Source organism: Streptomyces sp. NPDC048751 (assembly GCF_043198595.1).
GTDB lineage: Bacteria > Actinomycetota > Actinomycetes > Streptomycetales > Streptomycetaceae > Streptomyces.
In genome coordinates, this window is sequence record NZ_JBICUX010000003.1 from 430,308 (window position 1) to 446,611 (window position 16,304).

15 protein-coding genes are annotated in these 16,304 nt (G+C 71.7%); 5 read left to right on the forward strand and 10 right to left on the reverse strand.

The window, feature by feature from the left end; translation table 11 throughout:
• Positions 1–111: 111 nt before the first annotated feature.
• Complete coding sequence (locus ACGFNV_RS13635; protein ID WP_393622095.1) at positions 112–1,497, reverse strand: transcriptional regulator; 1,386 nt, start codon at positions 1,495–1,497, stop codon at positions 112–114.
• Positions 1,498–1,846: 349 nt separating this feature from the next.
• Between ACGFNV_RS13635 and ACGFNV_RS13640 the strand changes: the two genes are divergently transcribed.
• Genes ACGFNV_RS13640 through ACGFNV_RS13650 form a run of 3 tightly spaced genes read left to right on the forward strand, consistent with a single transcriptional unit; the run spans position 1,847 to position 4,914 of the window.
• Complete coding sequence (locus ACGFNV_RS13640) at positions 1,847–2,509, forward strand: bifunctional DNA primase/polymerase (RefSeq protein WP_393622097.1); 663 nt, start codon at positions 1,847–1,849, stop codon at positions 2,507–2,509.
• A 54-nt stretch (positions 2,510–2,563) separates the two neighbouring features.
• Positions 2,564–3,328, forward strand: a complete 765-nt coding sequence (locus ACGFNV_RS13645) for an ABC transporter ATP-binding protein (RefSeq protein WP_393622099.1) — start codon at positions 2,564–2,566, stop codon at positions 3,326–3,328.
• Positions 3,325–4,914 (forward strand): transporter, encoded by a 1,590-nt coding sequence (locus ACGFNV_RS13650; RefSeq protein WP_393622100.1) that lies wholly within the window; start codon positions 3,325–3,327, stop codon positions 4,912–4,914. The genes ACGFNV_RS13645 and ACGFNV_RS13650 overlap by 4 nt, the downstream gene beginning before the upstream one ends.
• A 129-nt stretch (positions 4,915–5,043) precedes the next feature.
• On the opposite strand, the gene ACGFNV_RS13655 is transcribed toward ACGFNV_RS13650, so the two are convergent.
• Both ACGFNV_RS13655 and ACGFNV_RS13660 read right to left on the reverse strand, forming a co-directional pair.
• Positions 5,044–5,982, reverse strand: a complete 939-nt coding sequence (locus ACGFNV_RS13655; RefSeq protein WP_133928996.1) for an alpha/beta fold hydrolase — start codon at positions 5,980–5,982, stop codon at positions 5,044–5,046.
• A 603-nt stretch (positions 5,983–6,585) separates the two neighbouring features.
• Positions 6,586–7,278, reverse strand: a complete 693-nt coding sequence (locus tag ACGFNV_RS13660) for a metal-dependent transcriptional regulator (protein ID WP_133928997.1) — start codon at positions 7,276–7,278, stop codon at positions 6,586–6,588.
• Positions 7,279–7,537: 259 nt separating this feature from the next.
• Between ACGFNV_RS13660 and ACGFNV_RS13665 the strand changes: the two genes are divergently transcribed.
• Positions 7,538–8,293, forward strand: coding sequence for an SIS domain-containing protein (locus ACGFNV_RS13665; RefSeq protein WP_393622102.1), 756 nt, complete (start codon positions 7,538–7,540; stop codon positions 8,291–8,293).
• Between the two features lie 86 nt (positions 8,294–8,379).
• Here the strand turns inward: ACGFNV_RS13665 and ACGFNV_RS13670 are convergent, their stop codons facing one another.
• From ACGFNV_RS13670 to ACGFNV_RS13680, 3 genes are all read right to left on the reverse strand, one after another.
• Positions 8,380–9,813, reverse strand: coding sequence for a PAS domain-containing protein (locus ACGFNV_RS13670; RefSeq protein ID WP_393622104.1), 1,434 nt, complete (start codon positions 9,811–9,813; stop codon positions 8,380–8,382).
• A 129-nt stretch (positions 9,814–9,942) separates the two neighbouring features.
• Positions 9,943–10,386, reverse strand: a complete 444-nt coding sequence (locus tag ACGFNV_RS13675) for a GNAT family N-acetyltransferase (protein ID WP_393622105.1) — start codon at positions 10,384–10,386, stop codon at positions 9,943–9,945.
• A gap of 338 nt (positions 10,387–10,724) precedes the next feature.
• Positions 10,725–11,825 carry a citrate synthase 2 gene (locus ACGFNV_RS13680; RefSeq protein ID WP_393622106.1) on the reverse strand — a complete coding sequence of 367 codons (1,101 nt, stop codon included), beginning with the start codon at positions 11,823–11,825 and terminating at the stop codon, positions 10,725–10,727.
• Between the two features lie 325 nt (positions 11,826–12,150).
• Between ACGFNV_RS13680 and pdxH the strand changes: the two genes are divergently transcribed.
• Complete coding sequence (gene pdxH, locus ACGFNV_RS13685; protein ID WP_133929185.1) at positions 12,151–12,780, forward strand: pyridoxamine 5'-phosphate oxidase; 630 nt, start codon at positions 12,151–12,153, stop codon at positions 12,778–12,780.
• Positions 12,781–12,802: 22 nt separating this feature from the next.
• Here pdxH and ACGFNV_RS13690 read toward each other — a convergent pair whose 3' ends face one another.
• The 4 genes from ACGFNV_RS13690 to ACGFNV_RS13705 are packed head-to-tail and all read right to left on the reverse strand — an operon-like array spanning position 12,803 to position 16,303.
• Positions 12,803–13,369 carry a hypothetical protein gene (locus ACGFNV_RS13690; RefSeq protein ID WP_393622108.1) on the reverse strand — a complete coding sequence of 189 codons (567 nt, stop codon included), beginning with the start codon at positions 13,367–13,369 and terminating at the stop codon, positions 12,803–12,805.
• 5 nt (positions 13,370–13,374) lie between these two features.
• Positions 13,375–14,016: a TetR/AcrR family transcriptional regulator gene (locus tag ACGFNV_RS13695; protein WP_393622109.1), complete on the reverse strand. Its 642-nt coding sequence runs from the start codon at positions 14,014–14,016 to the stop codon at positions 13,375–13,377.
• A complete protein-coding gene (locus ACGFNV_RS13700; RefSeq protein ID WP_393622111.1) occupies positions 14,004–14,738 on the reverse strand; it encodes an enoyl-CoA hydratase family protein in 735 nt (244 codons plus the stop codon). Before ACGFNV_RS13700 ends, ACGFNV_RS13695 begins: the two co-directional genes overlap by 13 nt.
• Positions 14,735–16,303 (reverse strand): 4-coumarate--CoA ligase family protein, encoded by a 1,569-nt coding sequence (locus ACGFNV_RS13705; protein ID WP_393622112.1) that lies wholly within the window; start codon positions 16,301–16,303, stop codon positions 14,735–14,737. Before ACGFNV_RS13705 ends, ACGFNV_RS13700 begins: the two co-directional genes overlap by 4 nt.
• Position 16,304 lies beyond the last annotated feature (1 nt).

Genomic DNA, 16,304 nt, shown 5'->3' on the forward strand with positions numbered 1-16,304 from the left:
ACAGATCACCGGGCCGCGGAACCGGAACGCGCTCCCCCGCCGCCGAACAAGCCCTCCCTTCACGACCGGAGCCCCGTTTTCCCTTCGTTCACGCGCCGGTCGCCCCGGGTTTCACGCGGCGACCTTCATCTCCAGCCGCGCGCCGAACTCCCGTACCACCGATTCGTCCCGGTACGGATCGAGCCGCTGCTGGAAGTCCTCCAGGTACTCGGCGCCCCGGTTGGAGCGGAGCTTCTCGAGGAGTTCCAGGGCCTTCGTCCCGGTGTGGCAGGCCAGTTCGACCTCGCGCTGCTGGACCTGGGCGGTGGCGAGCAGGAGGTGGCCGATAGCCCGCCTGCGCGCGCGTGACTCGGGGTGCCCGGCCAGGGACTGCTCGGCGCACCGCGCCGCCGCCTCGGCCTGCCCCAGGTCACGGTGGCAGTGTGCCAACTCGTCCGCCAGGTACGCCTCGTCGAAGTGCGCGATCCACTCCGGGTCGTCCCCGGAGTCCGGATCGGCCGTGTCCAGCGCGGTGACCGCGCGCCCGGACGCCACGTGGGCCGCCCGGGCGTCGCCCAGCAGGGCGTGGCCGCGCGCCTCCGCCGCGAAGAACATGGCCTCCGCGCGCGGTGACACGCGCCCACGCGCCCCCTCCTGCGCCGCCCGCGCCAACTGCGCGATCTCCCGCGGGTTCCCGAGCTGCGCGGCGAGATGGCTCATGGACGCGGCGAGGACGTACCCGCCGTATCCGCGGTCGCCCGCCGCCTGCGCGAGCCGCAGCGCCTGGATGTAGTACCGCTGGGCCAGGCCCGGTTGCCCGGTGTCGACCGCCATGTACCCGGCGAGCTCCGTCAACCGCGCGACCGCGCCGAAGAGATCACGGCCCACCGCCTCCCGGTACGAGCCGGCCAGCAGCCCCGAGACGACGCTGTTCAGGTAGTGCACGACGACCGGGCGCACGTGCCCGCTGCCGTACTGGTGGTCCAGGTCGACCAGCGCCTGGGTCATCGCGCGGACCGCCGCCACGTCGGACTGCCCCACGCGCGGCCCGGCCGAGCGCGACACCTGGGCGTCGGGCGCGGAGATCAACCAGTCGCGGCTGGGCTCGACCAGCGCGGACGCGGCGACGGACGAGCCGGAGAGGAAGTCGCGGCGGCCCACATCGCTCCGCCACAGCTCACACACCTGCTCGATGGCCCCCAGTACCGTCGGCGAGAACTGGAGACCGACACCCGACGCGAGGTTCTTGCCGTTGGCCATGCCGATCTCGTCGATCGTGACCGTACGGCCGAGCTTGCGGCCCAGCGCCTCGGCGATGATCGCCGGGGCCCGTCCGCGCGGCTGCTGTCCGCGCAGCCAGCGCGCCACCGACGTCTTGTCGTAGCGCAGGTCGAGGCCGTGCTCGGCGCCGCACATGTTGACCCGGCGGGCCAGCCCGGCGTTCGAGCACCCCGCCTCCTGGATGAGCGCCTGCAGCCGTTCGTTCGGCTGCCGCGCGACGAGTGGCCTTGCGGCCATTGGCGTACCCCCTGTGGCTGCGGTGCCTGCCCGCGCACCGAGTTGATGTGTCTTTCCCGACCGGGTCGCGCCGCTCCGGCGAGCAGAAGCGCAAAGATCCGGCCGCAAAGATCAATGCCCCGCAAACAGGACGAAAATGCGAGGCATGTGAGGATTGCCGGGGTAACGGCAGAAGCCGGCCCCAACCCTGCCTACCCGCTCACAACGCGGATCCTTCCACGCGCCCCCACACATGCACCCATGCGCCCCAGAAGGGGCGCCAAGCTCCTCCCCGGCGCGCGCCGGACCCGTGCCGCCAATCTCCGACGGCCAGGTCCGGGAGCCGTAACTCCAGGTGGACGCTGGAGTTGTGTTCAGCGTGGAAGAGACGATCGCGGGCACCGAAGCCGTTCAGATTCCGAAGCAGCGCGGGGAATCGCTGCTGGAGACCGCCGTTCGCTATGCAGAGGAACGCCACTGGGACGTGTTCCCCGGCACCTGGCTGGAAGCGGTCGAAGGGGTGCAGCACTGCTCCTGCGGCGACGCCGCGTGCGCCGTCCCCGGCGCGCACCCGGCGCGTACGGACTGGGCGACCCAGGCCACCGGCAGCGCGACCGTGGCGCGCCGGATGTGGCAGAAGCAGCCGACGGCGTCGATCCTGCTGCCGACGGGGCGGACGTTCGACGCGATCTCCGTTCCGGAGACGGCCGGGTTCCTGGCGTTGGCGCGGATGGAGCGGATGGAGTTGACGCTGGGTCCCGTGACGCTGACGCCGGACCGTCGGATGCACTTCTTCGTGTTGCCGGGGGCGTCGGTGAAGGTGCCGGATCTGGTGCGGAAGTTGGGCTGGTCGCCCTCGTCCCTCGATCTGGTCGCGCTCGGCGAGGGGGCGTATGTGGCTGCGCCGCCCACGCGGTTCGGGTCTCGGGGGGCCGTGCAGTGGGCGTGCCGGCCCACACCGGCGAATCGGTGGTTGCCGGACGCGGAGGAGTTGATCTCGCCGCTCGCCTATGCGTGCGGGCGGGATCGGTAGGCCTTCCAGCCGCCGTCCGCGGGTCGGTAGGTCAACTGACCGTAGGCTTCACGCATGACGTCCGTACGTGTGCGTGGGCTCTGGAAGCGGTTCGGGCAGCAGGTCGCCGTGGCCGGGATCGATCTTGAGCTGCCCTCCGGGAAGTTCATCGGGCTGGTCGGGCCCAACGGGGCCGGAAAGACGACCACGCTGTCGATGGTGACCGGGTTGCTGCGGCCGGACCAGGGGAGCGTCGAGGTCGTCGGGCACGACGTGTGGCGGGACCCGGTCGAGGTGAAGGCGCGCATCGGGGTGTTGCCCGAGGGGCTCAGGCTGTTCGAGCGGCTGTCGGGGCGGGAACTGCTCGGGTACAGCGGGCGATTGCGCGGGCTGCCCGGTGCGGAGGTCGACAAGCGGGCCACGCAGCTCCTGGACGTCCTCGACCTGGCCGGCGCCCAGCACAAGCTGGTCGTCGACTACTCGACCGGCATGCGCAAGAAGATAGGACTCGCGGCCGCTCTCCTCCACAATCCCGAAGTCCTCTTCCTCGACGAGCCGTTCGAGGGCGTCGACCCGGTCTCCGCGCAGACCATCCGGGGCGTCCTGGAGCGGTACACGGCCTCTGGCGCCACCGTCGTCTTCTCCTCGCACGTGATGGAGCTGGTCGAGTCGCTGTGCGACTGGGTCGCCGTGATGGCGGCCGGCCGGATCCGCGCCCACGGCACGCTCGACGAGGTGCGCGGCGACCACCCCACCCTCCAACGGGCGTTCCTCGACCTCGTCGGCGCGAGCGGCCGCGACACCGGCACCGACCTCGACTGGCTCGGTGGCCGCCGATGACGAGCGTGACCTCCACCGTCGTACGGCTGAAGCTGTCGCTGTTGCGGAACGGGCTGCGGCAGTCCGGGGGACGGCGAGCCGCGTACATCGCCTCCGCCGTCGTCGTTCTCCTCTTCGCCGCCCTGCAGTTCCTCGGTCTCCTCGCGCTGCGCGGACACGAGCACGCCGTCTCGCTGGTCGTGCTGCTCGCGGCGGTACTGGGGCTTGGATGGGCGGTGATGCCACTGTTCTTCCCCACCGGGGACGAGACGCTGGATCCGACGCGGCTGGTGATGCTGCCGCTGCGCCCCCGGCCCCTGGTGCGGGCACTGCTCGCCGCCTCGCTGGTGGGGATCGGGCCGCTGTTCACCCTGCTGCTGCTCGTGGGCTCGGCGATCTCCGTGGCGCACGGGGCGGCCGCGTTCGTGACGGCCGTCGTCGGGGTCGCCCTCGCGCTGCTGCTGTGCGTGTCCCTCGCGCGGGCCGTCGCCGCCGCCAACATCCGCCTGCTGACCAGCCGCAAGGGGCGGGACCTCGCCGTGCTGAGCGGGCTGGTCATCGCCGTCGGCGCGCAGGTCGTCAACTTCGGTGCGCAGCGGCTCGGTTCCGCCGGACTCGGGGAGCTGGACCCGGCGGCCGCGGTGCTCCGCTGGATACCGCCCGCCTCCGCGATCTGCATGGTCGACTCGGTGAGCGAGGGGTCGTACGGCGTCGCCGTCGCCCAACTCGCCGTGAGCGCGGGTGCGTTGGTGCTGCTGGTGGCGGGGTGGGCACGCACTCTGACGCGGCTGATGACCGCACCCGACGGTTCGACACTCCAGGCCGCGGACGCGGCCTCGCGCGAGCGCGGTACGTCCACGGGCCTCGCCCGGCTGCTGCCCGCCGGGCGGACCGGCACCGTCATGGAGCGCAGCCTGCGCTACATCTGGCGCGATCCCAAGACGAAGGCCGCCTGGGTGACGTCCCTGGCGATCGGGCTGATCGTGCCCGTGTTCAACGCCCTCCAGGGCACCGGCTCGCTCTACTTCGCCTGCTTCGCCGCCGGCATGCTCGGCATCCAGATGTACAACCAGTTCGGGCAGGACACCTCCGCGTTCTGGATCGTCGCGATGACGATCTCGTCGCCCCGGGACGCCTACGTCGAGCTGCGGGGGCGGGCCCTGGCCCTGCTGCTGATCACCCTGCCGTACGCCACCGTCGTCGTCGTGGTGACGACCGCGCTGCTGGGCGACTGGCCGAAGCTGCCGGAGGTGCTGGGCCTGTCCCTCGCCCTGCTCGGCGCGATGCTGGCGACCGGCGCGTGGACCTCGGCCCGCTTCCCGTACTCCATCCCCCAGGAGGGCCACAAGAACGTGGCCCCCGGCCAGGCCGGCCTCGCCTGCATCGCCATCCTCGGCGGCATGATCTCCGCCGCCCTCCTGTGCGCCCCCGTCATCGCCCTGACGATCTGGCTCAACATCAGCGCGACCGGCGAGTCGTGGAGCTGGCTCCTGCTGCCGGTGGGCGCGGCATACGGTACGGCGATCACCTTGCTGGGTCTCCGGCTGGCGGCTCCCCGCACGGCGGAGCGCCTGCCGGAGATCCTGTCGGCGGTGAGCAAAGGCTGAGGGGGACGGCTGAGCGCCCGGTGCCTGCAACCCCCTAGGGGCGCGGGGCTGTGCCGGTACGCGGCTCCGCCGCGTGGGCGCGACCAGCCACCGACGAACCGCACCCCGCAGACGAGAACGCACCCGGCGCTACACAGTCAGCACCGCATCCAAGAACGGCTCAATGGCCGCCCGCCACGCCTCCGGCTGGTCATAGTGCACAAGATGCCCCGCGTCGGCCACCTCCGCGTACTGCCCCCGAGGCAACACCCGCACCATCTCCTGCGCCTCCGCCCGCCCCAACTCACCATCGAGGCCACGCACGACCAGCGCCGGGCACTGAACCTGCGTCAACTCCTCCCAGTGCGCGTCGAACACCCACGTCTCACGGGACTTCAGCATCTGCTCGGGCTCGAACACGGGCCGCCAGCCGTCGGCGGACTCCTGCATCACCTCGGCGTAGAACGCGCCCCGGGACGGGTTCGGGCGCTCCACCCAGGGGTCGTCCTCGCCGAACCACTTCCGTACGTCGGCGAGGGTGGCGAAGGGAACCGGCCAGGACTTGAACCAGTCGCCCCACTCGCGCTGCGAGGCCGCGCCGAGCGCGGAGGCCCGCATGTCGCAGATGATCAGGCCGTGCACCAGGTCGGGGCGTTTGGCGGCGAGCTGCCAGGCGGTCAGCGCACCCATGGCGTGGCCGACGAGGAGCGCGGGGGCGAGGCCGAGCTGCTCCAGTGCGGCCTCGGCGTCGTCGACGTACGCCTCGCGCGTGAAGGCGGCCTGCGGGGGTTTCTCGGACTGGCCGTGGCCCCGCTGGTCGAGGGCGACCGCGCGGTGGCGCTCGGAGAGCCAGCGGGCGGTGGACGCCCAGTGCGAGGCACGGCCCATCAGGCCGTGCAGTAAGAGGACGCCGGGCGCCCGGTCGGCCCCCGGGGCCGAGGGCTCGTCGACCGGTGCCGCCTGGCCGGGCAGCAGTGGTTCCGCCTGGCCGGGCAGGAGCTGGGCCGGATCGCTCTTGGGAGGATCGCCGAACTCCCAGGCGGCCAGGCGTACGCCGCCCGCCCCGGTCACGTCGATGCGTCGCGCCATTGGTTCTGGCACCCCCCTCGCTTCGCCCGGACCGTCGCTCCCGCTGGGGGCGACCGTCCCGTAGCGCGTCCTGTATGCCGTCGCTGCTGTGCCGTCGTGCCGCTTTCCCTGTCCTGCCCTCGCCGCCGTCACACACGTCGCGTGCGTTTTCCTGCCCCTCCTTCTAACGCACGGACCGCGTGAACCGTCACTGGCAGAGTATCGAATGGGTATTCGAGAATTGCACTCTCCGCTGACAACACCCCTCGTTCGAGTGACCACTCACGAGGAATGATCGCCGCTGCCGAGGGGAGATCTTCAACGGGAGGCGGACCGCTCGGGGAAAACGGTCCGAGGGGAACGACCCTGGGAGCTCGGGGCTCCGGGTCGACACAGGGGAGGACAGGCCCCGGTGCCGTACGGCACCGGGGCCCTCCACTCGATCACGGCACATCCGCCCGGCCCCCCTAGGTCATATGCCTACGCGACAGCCTCGCACGCGCAGCGTCGAAGCGCTGCGATTCGGCACAGGCAATCTTGGATTCGACCAGTTCGACGGAACGCCACAACTGCCCCCGCCGCCCCGAGAGTTACGGGCCCCGAGGGTTACTTGTGGGCCGGCGTTCAGCGCTTGGCGACGAACACGTGAGAGGCGACGTCCGCCTCCAGCTCGGCCGCCTCGCCACCGCTGCCCACCAGCACACCGCCCGCCGACTCCGTCACGCTCACCACCGAGCCGGGCTGCACGCCCGCCCGACGCAGCGTGTACATCAGCTGCGCGTCCGTCTGGATCGGCTCGCCGATACGGCGGACGACGACCGTCTTGCCGTCCGAACCGGGATCGAGGTCGGCCAGCGACACCATGCCCTCGTCCAGGAAGGGGTCGGCGTGGTCCTTCTCGCCGAGCTCCTCGAGGCCGGGGATCGGGTTGCCGTACGGCGACTCGGTGGGGTGACGCAGCAGCTCCAGCACGCGCCGCTCCACGGCCTCGCTCATCACGTGCTCCCAGCGACACGCCTCGGCGTGCACCTGCTCCCACTCCAGGCCGATCACGTCGACGAGCAGACACTCGGCGAGCCGGTGCTTGCGCATCACCCGCGTGGCCAGCCGACGGCCCTCGTCCGTCAGCTCCAGGTGCCGGTCACTCGCCACGGACACGAGCCCGTCGCGCTCCATCCGCGCCACCGTCTGGCTGACCGTCGGCCCGCTCTGGTCGAGGCGTTCGGCGATCCGGGCGCGCATCGGGACCACACCTTCCTCCTCCAGCTCGAGGATGGTGCGGAGATACATCTCCGTGGTGTCGATCAGTCCGGACATACGTGCCCCTCGATTAGCTCTGCCGAAGGCTGGACGGCTCTCCGGCGCGTGCGCTGGCCCTGAACTCAATTCTGACGCATACCACCGACAACCGTGCCGTGCCGGTGAAACGAGCGGGTCATGTGGTCGTCCCTGTTGTCGGGGCGTGACCACACACCGGCGGCTTCCCCGCGCCGGGTGGCCGTATTGACACCGCACTGGTCCAGACCGCACCGTGATCCGCGACACGGACACCGTCAGAGGCGAAGGGGCCCCGCGGATGAGCGACAGCAAGCCGGCCGGTCAGTTCTTCGATGCCGCGATCGCCCTGCTCCAGCGGGTCCGCGAGGAGGAGGCCGACAACATCGAGGCCGCCGGCACGCTCCTCGCCGACACCGTCGCCTCCGGCGGCCGCCTCTTCGCCTTCGGCGCCGGCCACTCCTCGCTCGCCGCGCAGGACGTCGTCTACCGCGCGGGCGGACTCGCCCTGATGAACCTGCTCGCCGTCCCCGGTGTCGTCGGCGTGGACGTCATGCCCGCCACGCTCGGCTCCGCCCTGGAGCGGGTGGACGGCCTCGCGACCGCGGTCCTCGACTCCTCACCCCTGCGCGAGGGCGACGCCCTGGTGATCATCTCCCTCTCCGGACGCAACGCCCTCCCCGTGGAGATGGCCCAGCACGCCCGCACGCTCGGCGTGAAGGTCATCGGCGTGACCTCGGTGGCGTACGCCTCACAGACCGGGTCCCGGCACTCCTCCGGCACCTACCTCAAGGACCACTGCGACCTCGTCCTCGACTCCAAGATCGCGGTCGGCGACGCGGAACTCACCCTCGACACCGTCCCCGCCCCCTTCGCCCCCGCCTCGACGGTCGTCACCTCGGCCCTCCTCCAGGCCGTCGTCGCCACCGCCGCCACCACCCTCGCCGCCCGCGGCATCGACCCCCCGCTCCTGCGCTCCGGCAACGTGGACGGCGGCCACGCCTGGAACACCCGCATCATGGAGCAGTACGGGGACCGGATCTTCTACCGGCACTGAGGCGCGCCGACGGACGGGGTGCCGGTGCGGTGTGTGCCCCCGGCGTGCCGATGCGCGCCCACAGCCGTGCCGACGGGGAGCCGCGTTCAGTCCTTCCGCTCCCCCACCGCCCCCGCCAGGTCCAGCGCCATGGCGATGCGTACGGCCACGTCCTCCGCGTAGGTCGCGTCGGAGCGTTCGAAGGTGTTGCGGCCGGCGCCGCGCAGGAAGGTCACGACGCCGAGGGTCCGGCCCCGACTGCGGAGGACCGTGCACAGGGCGTGGACCGCGTCGGGCGGCCACTGGCGGGCCCGGGCCCACTCGCGGGCCTGCTCGGCCGGGACGGAACCGACGCTGGCCCGGACCGATCCCGACCGCACCACGGACTGGAGGGCCGGATGGCCCTCGGCGTAGCGGACGGGCAGACCGGCCTGCCCGGTCAGCGCGCTCGGGCCGGGCTGGCCGGAAGGGGTCGCGGCGGCGCGTACCAGCCGTACCGGCCCCGCGGTCTCCGCGTCGGTCACCGACCCGCCCGCGACCCGGTCGATGACCGCGTGGTCGGCGAAGCCGGCGAGGGCGAAGTCCAGGTGGACGACGGCAGCCTCCGCCGGGTCCTCGCACTCGGCGGCCGCCCGTGCCGCCCGGTGCAACTGGATGGTGCGGAACCGCAGCAGCGCCGCCTCCTGCTCGCCCTGCTTGGCCTCGGTGACGTCCTGGAACAGCCAGCCGACCCCGAGCGGAACCGGTTCCTCCGCGAGCGGCGAGGCCAACCGCAGGAAGCCACTGCGCCAGCACCGCCGCTTCTCGCCCTCGGGCGTACGCACGGTCACCCAGATCTCGGCCGGTGCGGGCGGCGCGCCCTCCGCCAGGACATGGGTGAGGGCGCTCTCCAGTTCCTCGAGGCCCTGCGTGAGCAGGTCCCCGAGCGGCCGCCCCAGCACGGACGTGCGCCCGATCCCCAGGGCACGCGCGGCGTGCGCGTTGACCACGGCCGGCCGTAGATCCGCGTCGACGAGTACGACACCCCAGCTCGCGTCCTCGAACAACGCCTCGCTGAGCGCGATGGACCGCTCCAGGTCGATCTGCGCGTGCACCTCGCTGAAGGCGCAGTACACGCCGGCCGGCTTGCCGTCGGGCCCGTGCACGGCCGCGGACTGCGTCCGCACCAGCACGCGACCGCCGTCCTTCGTCAGCAGCGCGAACTCGTACACCTGACGTCCGGGGGCGTGCATGGCGGACATCAGCCGCCCCTCCACGTCCTCGGCGTCCGCGCTGCGCACGGCCCAGCCGGCGAAGCCGTGCCGGCCCACGGCCTCGGCCGCGCTCCAGCCGAGGATGCGTTCCGCCTCGCGGTTCCAGTGGGTCACCACCCCGTCCCCGTCGAAGGCGCACAGGGCCGCGTCCATCCCGTCGAGCAGCGCGGCGAGCAGATCCGAGCCGTCCCGCTCATGCTGCGCGGGCTGCTCGGCCCCGGTCTGCTCGGGCTCGGGCTCGTCCGGCCCCAGCTCGTCGGTGGTCCCGCTACGTCGGGAAGCACTCACCTGGACCCCCTGCAGGCTGCGTCCGCACGTAAGACGCGTCGGTTCGCTCACTCGCAATCATTCAACTGGAACGTGACGCAGCACACATCAGATTCCCGCAAGATTGCAGAAATCGTTGTACGCCGAAATTCACCCCGCCAGCCGCAACGTCAGCCACATATCCGTCTCCCCGTCGAGCACATACCGCTCGACCTCGGCAAACCCACGCGCCTCAGCAAACCGGACGCCCTCCTCGTTCTCGGCCAGCACGACCGTCTCGATCACGCCTGCCCCCTGCACGCGCGCGTAAGCGACCGCCCGCTCGTACAACGCGGCCCCGAACCCCTGCCGCCGGAATTCCGGCAGCACGCGCGCGATGACCGTCGCCACCGCCTCCTCACCTTCCGGCGGCCGCACCGTCGAACAACCGACGAGCACATCACCGGCATAGGCGTTCTCCAGGCGATAACGCCCGGCCCGCTCCCGCACCTCGTCGAGGGACATCGCCGCAGGGGGCACGATCACGTTGTGCACATGCCGCCACTGCTCCAGCATGCGTTCGTCGGCCACCGGTTCGATACGAAGATCAGTCACGGCACCAGCGAACGGCAGACGTGATCAGTGAGTCAACGTCAGGACCGAACATCTCGAAAAAAGCGGTTGATCCGCGCTCCACCGCTTCTTAGTGTGGGCGCTACACCGAAAGGAGGTGATCCGGCGAATGTATGCAAACCGGACGCGTGAGGTGGCTGCGGGCTAGCGGCCCACACCACACACTGTGCGGTGCCGGAGCAGCGCGTGAGGAACGCGTGTCGCCGGCCCAATTTCAAGCAGTCACCCGACCCGCGGGCTGCCGGTACGTCCGGCCGGCCTCTCCTTGGAGAGACCCAGCCCGCGGGTCGTCTGCGTTGTGGCTCCGGGTGCCCCGGGAGTCAGCCGGAGATGTCCTCGTAGCCCTCGATCGCCCTCGGGTCGCGGGGGCCCGGGCCGATGTAGCGGGCGGAGGGGCGGACGAGGCGGCCGGTGCGCTTCTGTTCGAGGATGTGGGCCGACCAGCCGGCCGTACGGGCGCAGGTGAACATCGAGGTGAACATGGGGGCGGGGACCTCGGCGAAGTCGAGGATGATGGCCGCCCAGAACTCGACGTTCGTCGCGAGGACGCGGTCCGGGCGGCGGTTGTGGAGCTCCTCCAGGGCGGCCTTCTCGAGGGCTTCGGCGATCTCGAAGCGGGGGGCGCCGAGTTCGCGGGCGGTGCGGCGCAGGACGCGGGCGCGGGGGTCCTCGGCGCGGTAGACGCGGTGGCCGAAGCCCATGAGGCGTTCGCCGCGGTCGAGGGCGTTCTTGACGTAGGCCTCGGCGTCGCCGGTGCGTTCGATCTCCTCGATCATGCCGAGGACGCGGGAGGGGGCGCCGCCGTGCAGCGGGCCGGACATGGCTCCCACGGCGCCGGAGAGGGCGGCGGCGACGTCCGCGCCGGTGGAGGCGATGACGCGGGCGGTGAAGGTGGACGCGTTCATGCCGTGCTCGGCGGCGGAGGTCCAGTAGGCGTCCACGGCCTTGACGTGCTTGGGGTCGGGCTCGCCGCGCCAGCGGATCATGAAGCGTTCGACGACGGAGTGGGCCTTGTCGATCTCGCGCTGCGGGACCATGGGCCGGCCCTGGCCGCGCGCGGACTGGGCGACGTAGGACAGGGCCATGACGGCGGCGCGGGCGAGGTCCTCGCGGGCCTGTTCGGCGTCGATGTCGAGGAGGGGCTTGAGGCCCCACACGGGTGCGAGCATGGCGAGCGCGGACTGCACGTCGACGCGGATGTCACCGGAGTGCACCGGGATGGGGAACGGCTCGGCGGGCGGCAGGCCGGGGTTGAAGGCGCCGTCGACGAGCAGGCCCCACACGTTGCCGAAGGAGACATGGCCGACCAGGTCCTCGATGTCGACGCCCCGGTACCGGAGGGCGCCGCCCTCCTTGTCCGGTTCGGCGATCTCCGTCTCGAACGCGACGACTCCTTCGAGCCCGGGTACGAAGTCGGACATCAGGCGGCTCCTCGTGAGGTGTGCGACAGATGGCGTCCGGGGGATCCGCGGTCATGTTCGAGACTCGCGGTCCTGGTCGGTCATCCCAGTGATTCCCCGTGCGGTCGGCGGTCACCCAAACCGGGATGCGGGGCGGGGTGGCATCAGCACCCTATCCCCGAGTGCCATCTTTGGGGAGAGTCGCGGCACTGAGTGCCATGGCGTGGTCGGTGAGATCGGGAACGGCGGCCCGTCGACGTCGCTTGTACGGCAAGATGACCGAGTGACCGATCACGACGCCGCCTTCCTCGATCCCGCGGACGACCGGGCTCCCGATCCCGCGTCGATGCGCAAGCAGTACCGGGAGGCCGGCCTCGCCGAGTCCGAGCTGGCCGCCACGCCGGTGGAGCAGTTCGCGCGCTGGTTCCAGCAGGCCGCGACGGAGGCGCACCTCTTCGAGCCCAACGCGATGATCGTCTCCACGGCGGACGCGGAGGGCCGGCCCTCCTCCCGTACGGTGCTGCTGAAGCAGTTCGACGAGCACGGCTTCGTCTTCTACACGAACTACGACTCCCGCAAGGCCCGTGACCTGGCCGAGAACCCGTACGTCTCGCTGCTGTTCCCGTGGCATCCGATGGCGCGGCAGGTCATCGTGCGGGGTGTGGCGCGGCGGACGGGCCGGGACGAGACGGCCGCCTATTTCCGCACCCGGCCGCACGGCTCCCAGCTGGGTGCCTGGGCGAGCGCCCAGTCCTCGGTGATCTCCACCCGGGCCGACCTGGACGCCTCCTACGCCGAGCTGGAGGCCCGGTATCCCGAGGGTGAGCAGGTGCCGGTGCCGCCGCACTGGGGCGGTTTCCGGGTGGCGCCGCAGTCGGTGGAGTTCTGGCAGGGGCGGGAGAACCGGCTGCACGACCGGTTGCTGTACGTGGCGCAGGTGGACGGGAGCTGGCGGGTGGAGCGGCTCAGTCCGTGAGGCGGTGTGACCCTCGGAGCTCTCAGACCTTGCCCGGCAGGAACGCCGTACGGTGCCCGCCCAGTAGCTCACCTATTCGGGCGCGGAACTCCTCGCTGAGCGTGGGCCAGTTCCAGAACTGCAAGCCGAGGTGGGCGAAGGCCAGGTGGTCGTCGGTCCAGTCCCACTCGGGCAGCGGGGCGGACTCGGCGCAGGAGGCGCACTCGGCCTCGGCCGTGCCCGTCTCGTACCAGACTTCGATCACGGTGGACACCTGCGCCGACCAGACCGGATCGTCGGCGTCGGCGGCCGTCCCGCAGCGTGGGCAGATCGCCGTCGCCCCCTTCTTGGTGTTGTAGTTGCTGTAGAAGACGCGGCGCTCGGTGTGGACGACGACGCCTTCCGGCGCACCCCAGCGGGCGTGGTTGACCGCCTTGTGCCAGTGCGGGCCGGGTGGGTGGGCCGAATCGTCACCCAGGGCCCAGCCCGGTTCCGCCTCGGCGAGCACGATGCCCTCGGTCACGAGCCACTCCACCACGGGGCGCGCGAGGCCCGGTGCGTCCTGTGGGCTCGCGTCGCGGTCGACGATCGTCTGGAATGTGTCTCCCACGGGGGTCAGCCCAGCGTCTCCTCCAGCAGTGCCGCCCACTGCGTGACCACCCGGTCCCGGCGGGTCTTGTCGTCGGTGAGGAGGTTGGCGAGGCCCAGGCCGCGCGCCATGTCGAGCAGGCCCTGGACGGTCTCGCGGACGCCGGGCACGGATTCGTCGGCGCCGAGGAGTTCCACGGCTATCCGGTGGGTCTCGCGGCCCACGCGGGCCTCCAGTTCGGTCACGCGTGGGCGCAGCTGTTCCTCGTTGGAGGCGGCCACCCACAGGTGGAGGGCCGCCCGGAAGAGGGGGCCGGTGTAGAGGTCGACGAGGGCGGCGACGACGGCGTGGCGGTCGGCCCCGCCTTCGGGGAACAGTGCGCGCAACGCGGTGGAGCGTTCCTCGGAGACGTATTCGACGGCCGCGGTGAACAGGTCCTCGCGGGTGGGGAAGTGGTGCTGGGCGGCGCCGCGGGAGACACCGGCGCGTTCGGCGACGACGGAGACGGTGGAGCCCGACCAGCCGTGTTCGGCGAGGCAGGCCACGGCGGCTTCGAGGAGCCGCTGCCGGGTCGCGCGGCTGCGGTCCTGCTTGGGGACGCGATCGACACGGCCGACCCGTTCGTCCTGTGCGCCGGCCGATCCGAGGCTCGTGGTCACAGCACCCATGAGGGATCCCGTCGTTCGAGGAAGGCCGTCATTCCCTCGCGGGCCTGCGGGGCGGCGAACAGTCGGGCCGAGAGCGCGGTGAGGTCGGCCGCGTCCCGGTCGAATGTTTCCAGCACCCTAGCTGTGAGCAGCCCTTTCGTCTCTGCCAGGGCCTGGGGCTCGGCTCGGCGCAGGCCGTCGAGGACGGGGGCCAGTACGGCGTCCACGTCGTCGCCGGTCGCGGTGAGCAGGCCGATACGGGCGGCCTCGGCCGCGTCGAAGCGTTCGCCGGTGAGGCAGTAGCGGGCGAGGGCTCTGGGGTCGGTGCGCGGCAGGAGCGGCAGGGAGATCACCGCGGGTGCCACACCGATCCGTACCTCGGTGAACGCGAAGGTCGCCCCGTGGGCCGCGGCGGTGATGTCGCAGGCGCCGAGCAGGCCGAGGCCGCCCGCGCGGACGTGTCCCGTGACGCGGGCGACGACGGGTTTGCCCAGGTCGAGGATCTGGCGGAGTAGGTGCACGAGCGCGTCGGGGTGGGGCGGGTCGCGCAGGTCGGCGCCCGCGCAGAAGGTGGTGCCGGTGTGGGTGAGGACGACGGCGCGGGTTTCGCCGTCCTTGGCGCTGTCGGTCAGCGCGTCGGAGAGTTCGCCGACGAGGGCCGCGGAGAGGGCGTTGCGGTTGCCGGGCGAGTCGAGGGTGAGGGTGGCGATGCCGCGTTCGTGGGTGCGGCCGATGAGGGTCATGCCGGCTCCCTGAGCTGTCGGCGCAGGATCTTGCCGGAGGCGGCGCGGGGGACGGCGTCGATGAAGGTGACCTTGCGGACGCGTTTGTAGGGGGCGACGCGTTCGGCGACGTACATCATGACCTCTCCTTCGGAGAGGCCGGTGGCGGTGGGCTGGCGGACGACGTGGGCGTGCGGGACTTCGTTGCCGTCGTCGTTGTAGGCGCCGATGACGGCGGCGTCGGCGATGCCGGGGTGGGTGAGCAGGAGTGCCTCGAGTTCGGCGGGGGCCACCTGGAAGCCCTTGTACTTGATGAGTTCCTTGACCCGGTCGACGACGAAGAGCCAGCCGTCGGCGTCGACGTGTCCGACGTCGCCGGTGTGCACCCAGCCGTCGGTGTCGATCATGGCGGTGGTGGCCTCGGGGCGGCCCAGGTAGCCCTTCATGACCTGGGGGCCGCGGATGAGGATCTCGCCGGACTCGCCGACGCCGAGGTCCTTGTCGGGGTCGTCGAGGGAGACGATGCGCATCTCGGTCCCGGCGATGAGCTTGCCGACGGTGCCGGCGGGGGCGTCGCGCATGGCGTCCAGGGGGACGACGTGGGTGCCGGGCGACAGTTCCGTCATGCCGTAGGCCTGGCCGACGGGCGGCAGGCCCAGGCGCTGGGAGCAGGCGGCGGCGAGTCTGGCGTCGAGGGGTGCGGCGGCGCTGACGATGTACTTCAGCGACGACAGGTCGTACTGCGCGACGGCGGGGTGTTTGGCCAGGGCGAGGACGATCGGCGGGGCGACGTACAGGCTGGTGATGCGGTGGTTCTGGATGGCGGCGAGGAACGTGTTCAGTTCGAAGCGGGGCAGGACGACGACGGTGGCGCCGAGCCTGAGCGGGGCGTTCATCAGGGCGGTCAGGCCGTAGATGTGGAAGAAGGGCAGGACGGCGAGGATGCGGTCGCCGGAGCGGTCGGCGAGGGCCGGTTCGAGCTGGGCGAGGTTGGTGGCGATCTGGCGGTGGGTGAGCATCACGCCCTTGGGGGTGCCGGTGGTCCCCGACGAGTACGGCAGGACGGCGACGTCCCGCGCGGGGTCGATGTCGACCACCGGCTCGGGGGCGGCCGAGGCGAGCATGTCGATCAGGGAGCGGTGTCCGGGCGCGGTGTCGCAGACGAAGATCTCCCGCACTCCGCCCGCGATCTCGGCGGCCCGGCGCGCCGTCTGCAGCAGCGGTGAGACGGTGACGATCCAGCGGGCCGAGGAGTCGCCGAGCTGTTTGGCGAACTCCTCCGGGGTGGCGAGCGGGTGCACGAGGGTCACGGAGGCACCCGCGCGTGTGGCGCCGTAGAACGCCGTGGGGAAGGCGATGGTGTTGGGGCTGTGCAGGGCGAGGACATCGCCCTTGCGCACGCCCGCGTCGGTGAGCGCGGCGGCGATCCTGCGGTGGAAGCGGTCCAGCTGCTCGTAGGTGAGCGTGGTGCCGTCGGTGCCGTCGACGAGCGCGGGCGCGTCACCGAACTCGGCCGCCCGGGCGAGGACGGCTTCATGGATGGGGAGCTCGATGGCGGGAACGTCTGCGTACTCGCTGCGGAACATG

What these genes read in the sequence shown, in the direction of transcription:
- ACGFNV_RS13700 (WP_393622111.1), bottom strand. Translation starts at nt 14,738, where the DNA reads ATGACCCTCATCGGCCGCACCCACGAACGCGGCATCGCCACCCTCACC.
- pdxH (WP_133929185.1), top strand. Translation starts at nt 12,151, where the DNA reads ATGCGCAAGCAGTACCGGGAGGCCGGCCTCGCCGAGTCCGAGCTGGCC.
- ACGFNV_RS13635 (WP_393622095.1), bottom strand. Translation starts at nt 1,497, where the DNA reads ATGGCCGCAAGGCCACTCGTCGCGCGGCAGCCGAACGAACGGCTGCAG.
- ACGFNV_RS13660 (WP_133928997.1), bottom strand. Translation starts at nt 7,278, where the DNA reads ATGTCCGGACTGATCGACACCACGGAGATGTATCTCCGCACCATCCTC.
- ACGFNV_RS13650 (WP_393622100.1), top strand. Translation starts at nt 3,325, where the DNA reads ATGACGAGCGTGACCTCCACCGTCGTACGGCTGAAGCTGTCGCTGTTG.
- ACGFNV_RS13665 (WP_393622102.1), top strand. Translation starts at nt 7,538, where the DNA reads ATGAGCGACAGCAAGCCGGCCGGTCAGTTCTTCGATGCCGCGATCGCC.
- ACGFNV_RS13705 (WP_393622112.1), bottom strand. Translation starts at nt 16,303, where the DNA reads ATGTTCCGCAGCGAGTACGCAGACGTTCCCGCCATCGAGCTCCCCATC.
- ACGFNV_RS13680 (WP_393622106.1), bottom strand. Translation starts at nt 11,825, where the DNA reads ATGTCCGACTTCGTACCCGGGCTCGAAGGAGTCGTCGCGTTCGAGACG.
- ACGFNV_RS13655 (WP_133928996.1), bottom strand. Translation starts at nt 5,982, where the DNA reads ATGGCGCGACGCATCGACGTGACCGGGGCGGGCGGCGTACGCCTGGCC.
- ACGFNV_RS13645 (WP_393622099.1), top strand. Translation starts at nt 2,564, where the DNA reads ATGACGTCCGTACGTGTGCGTGGGCTCTGGAAGCGGTTCGGGCAGCAG.
- ACGFNV_RS13695 (WP_393622109.1), bottom strand. Translation starts at nt 14,016, where the DNA reads ATGGGTGCTGTGACCACGAGCCTCGGATCGGCCGGCGCACAGGACGAA.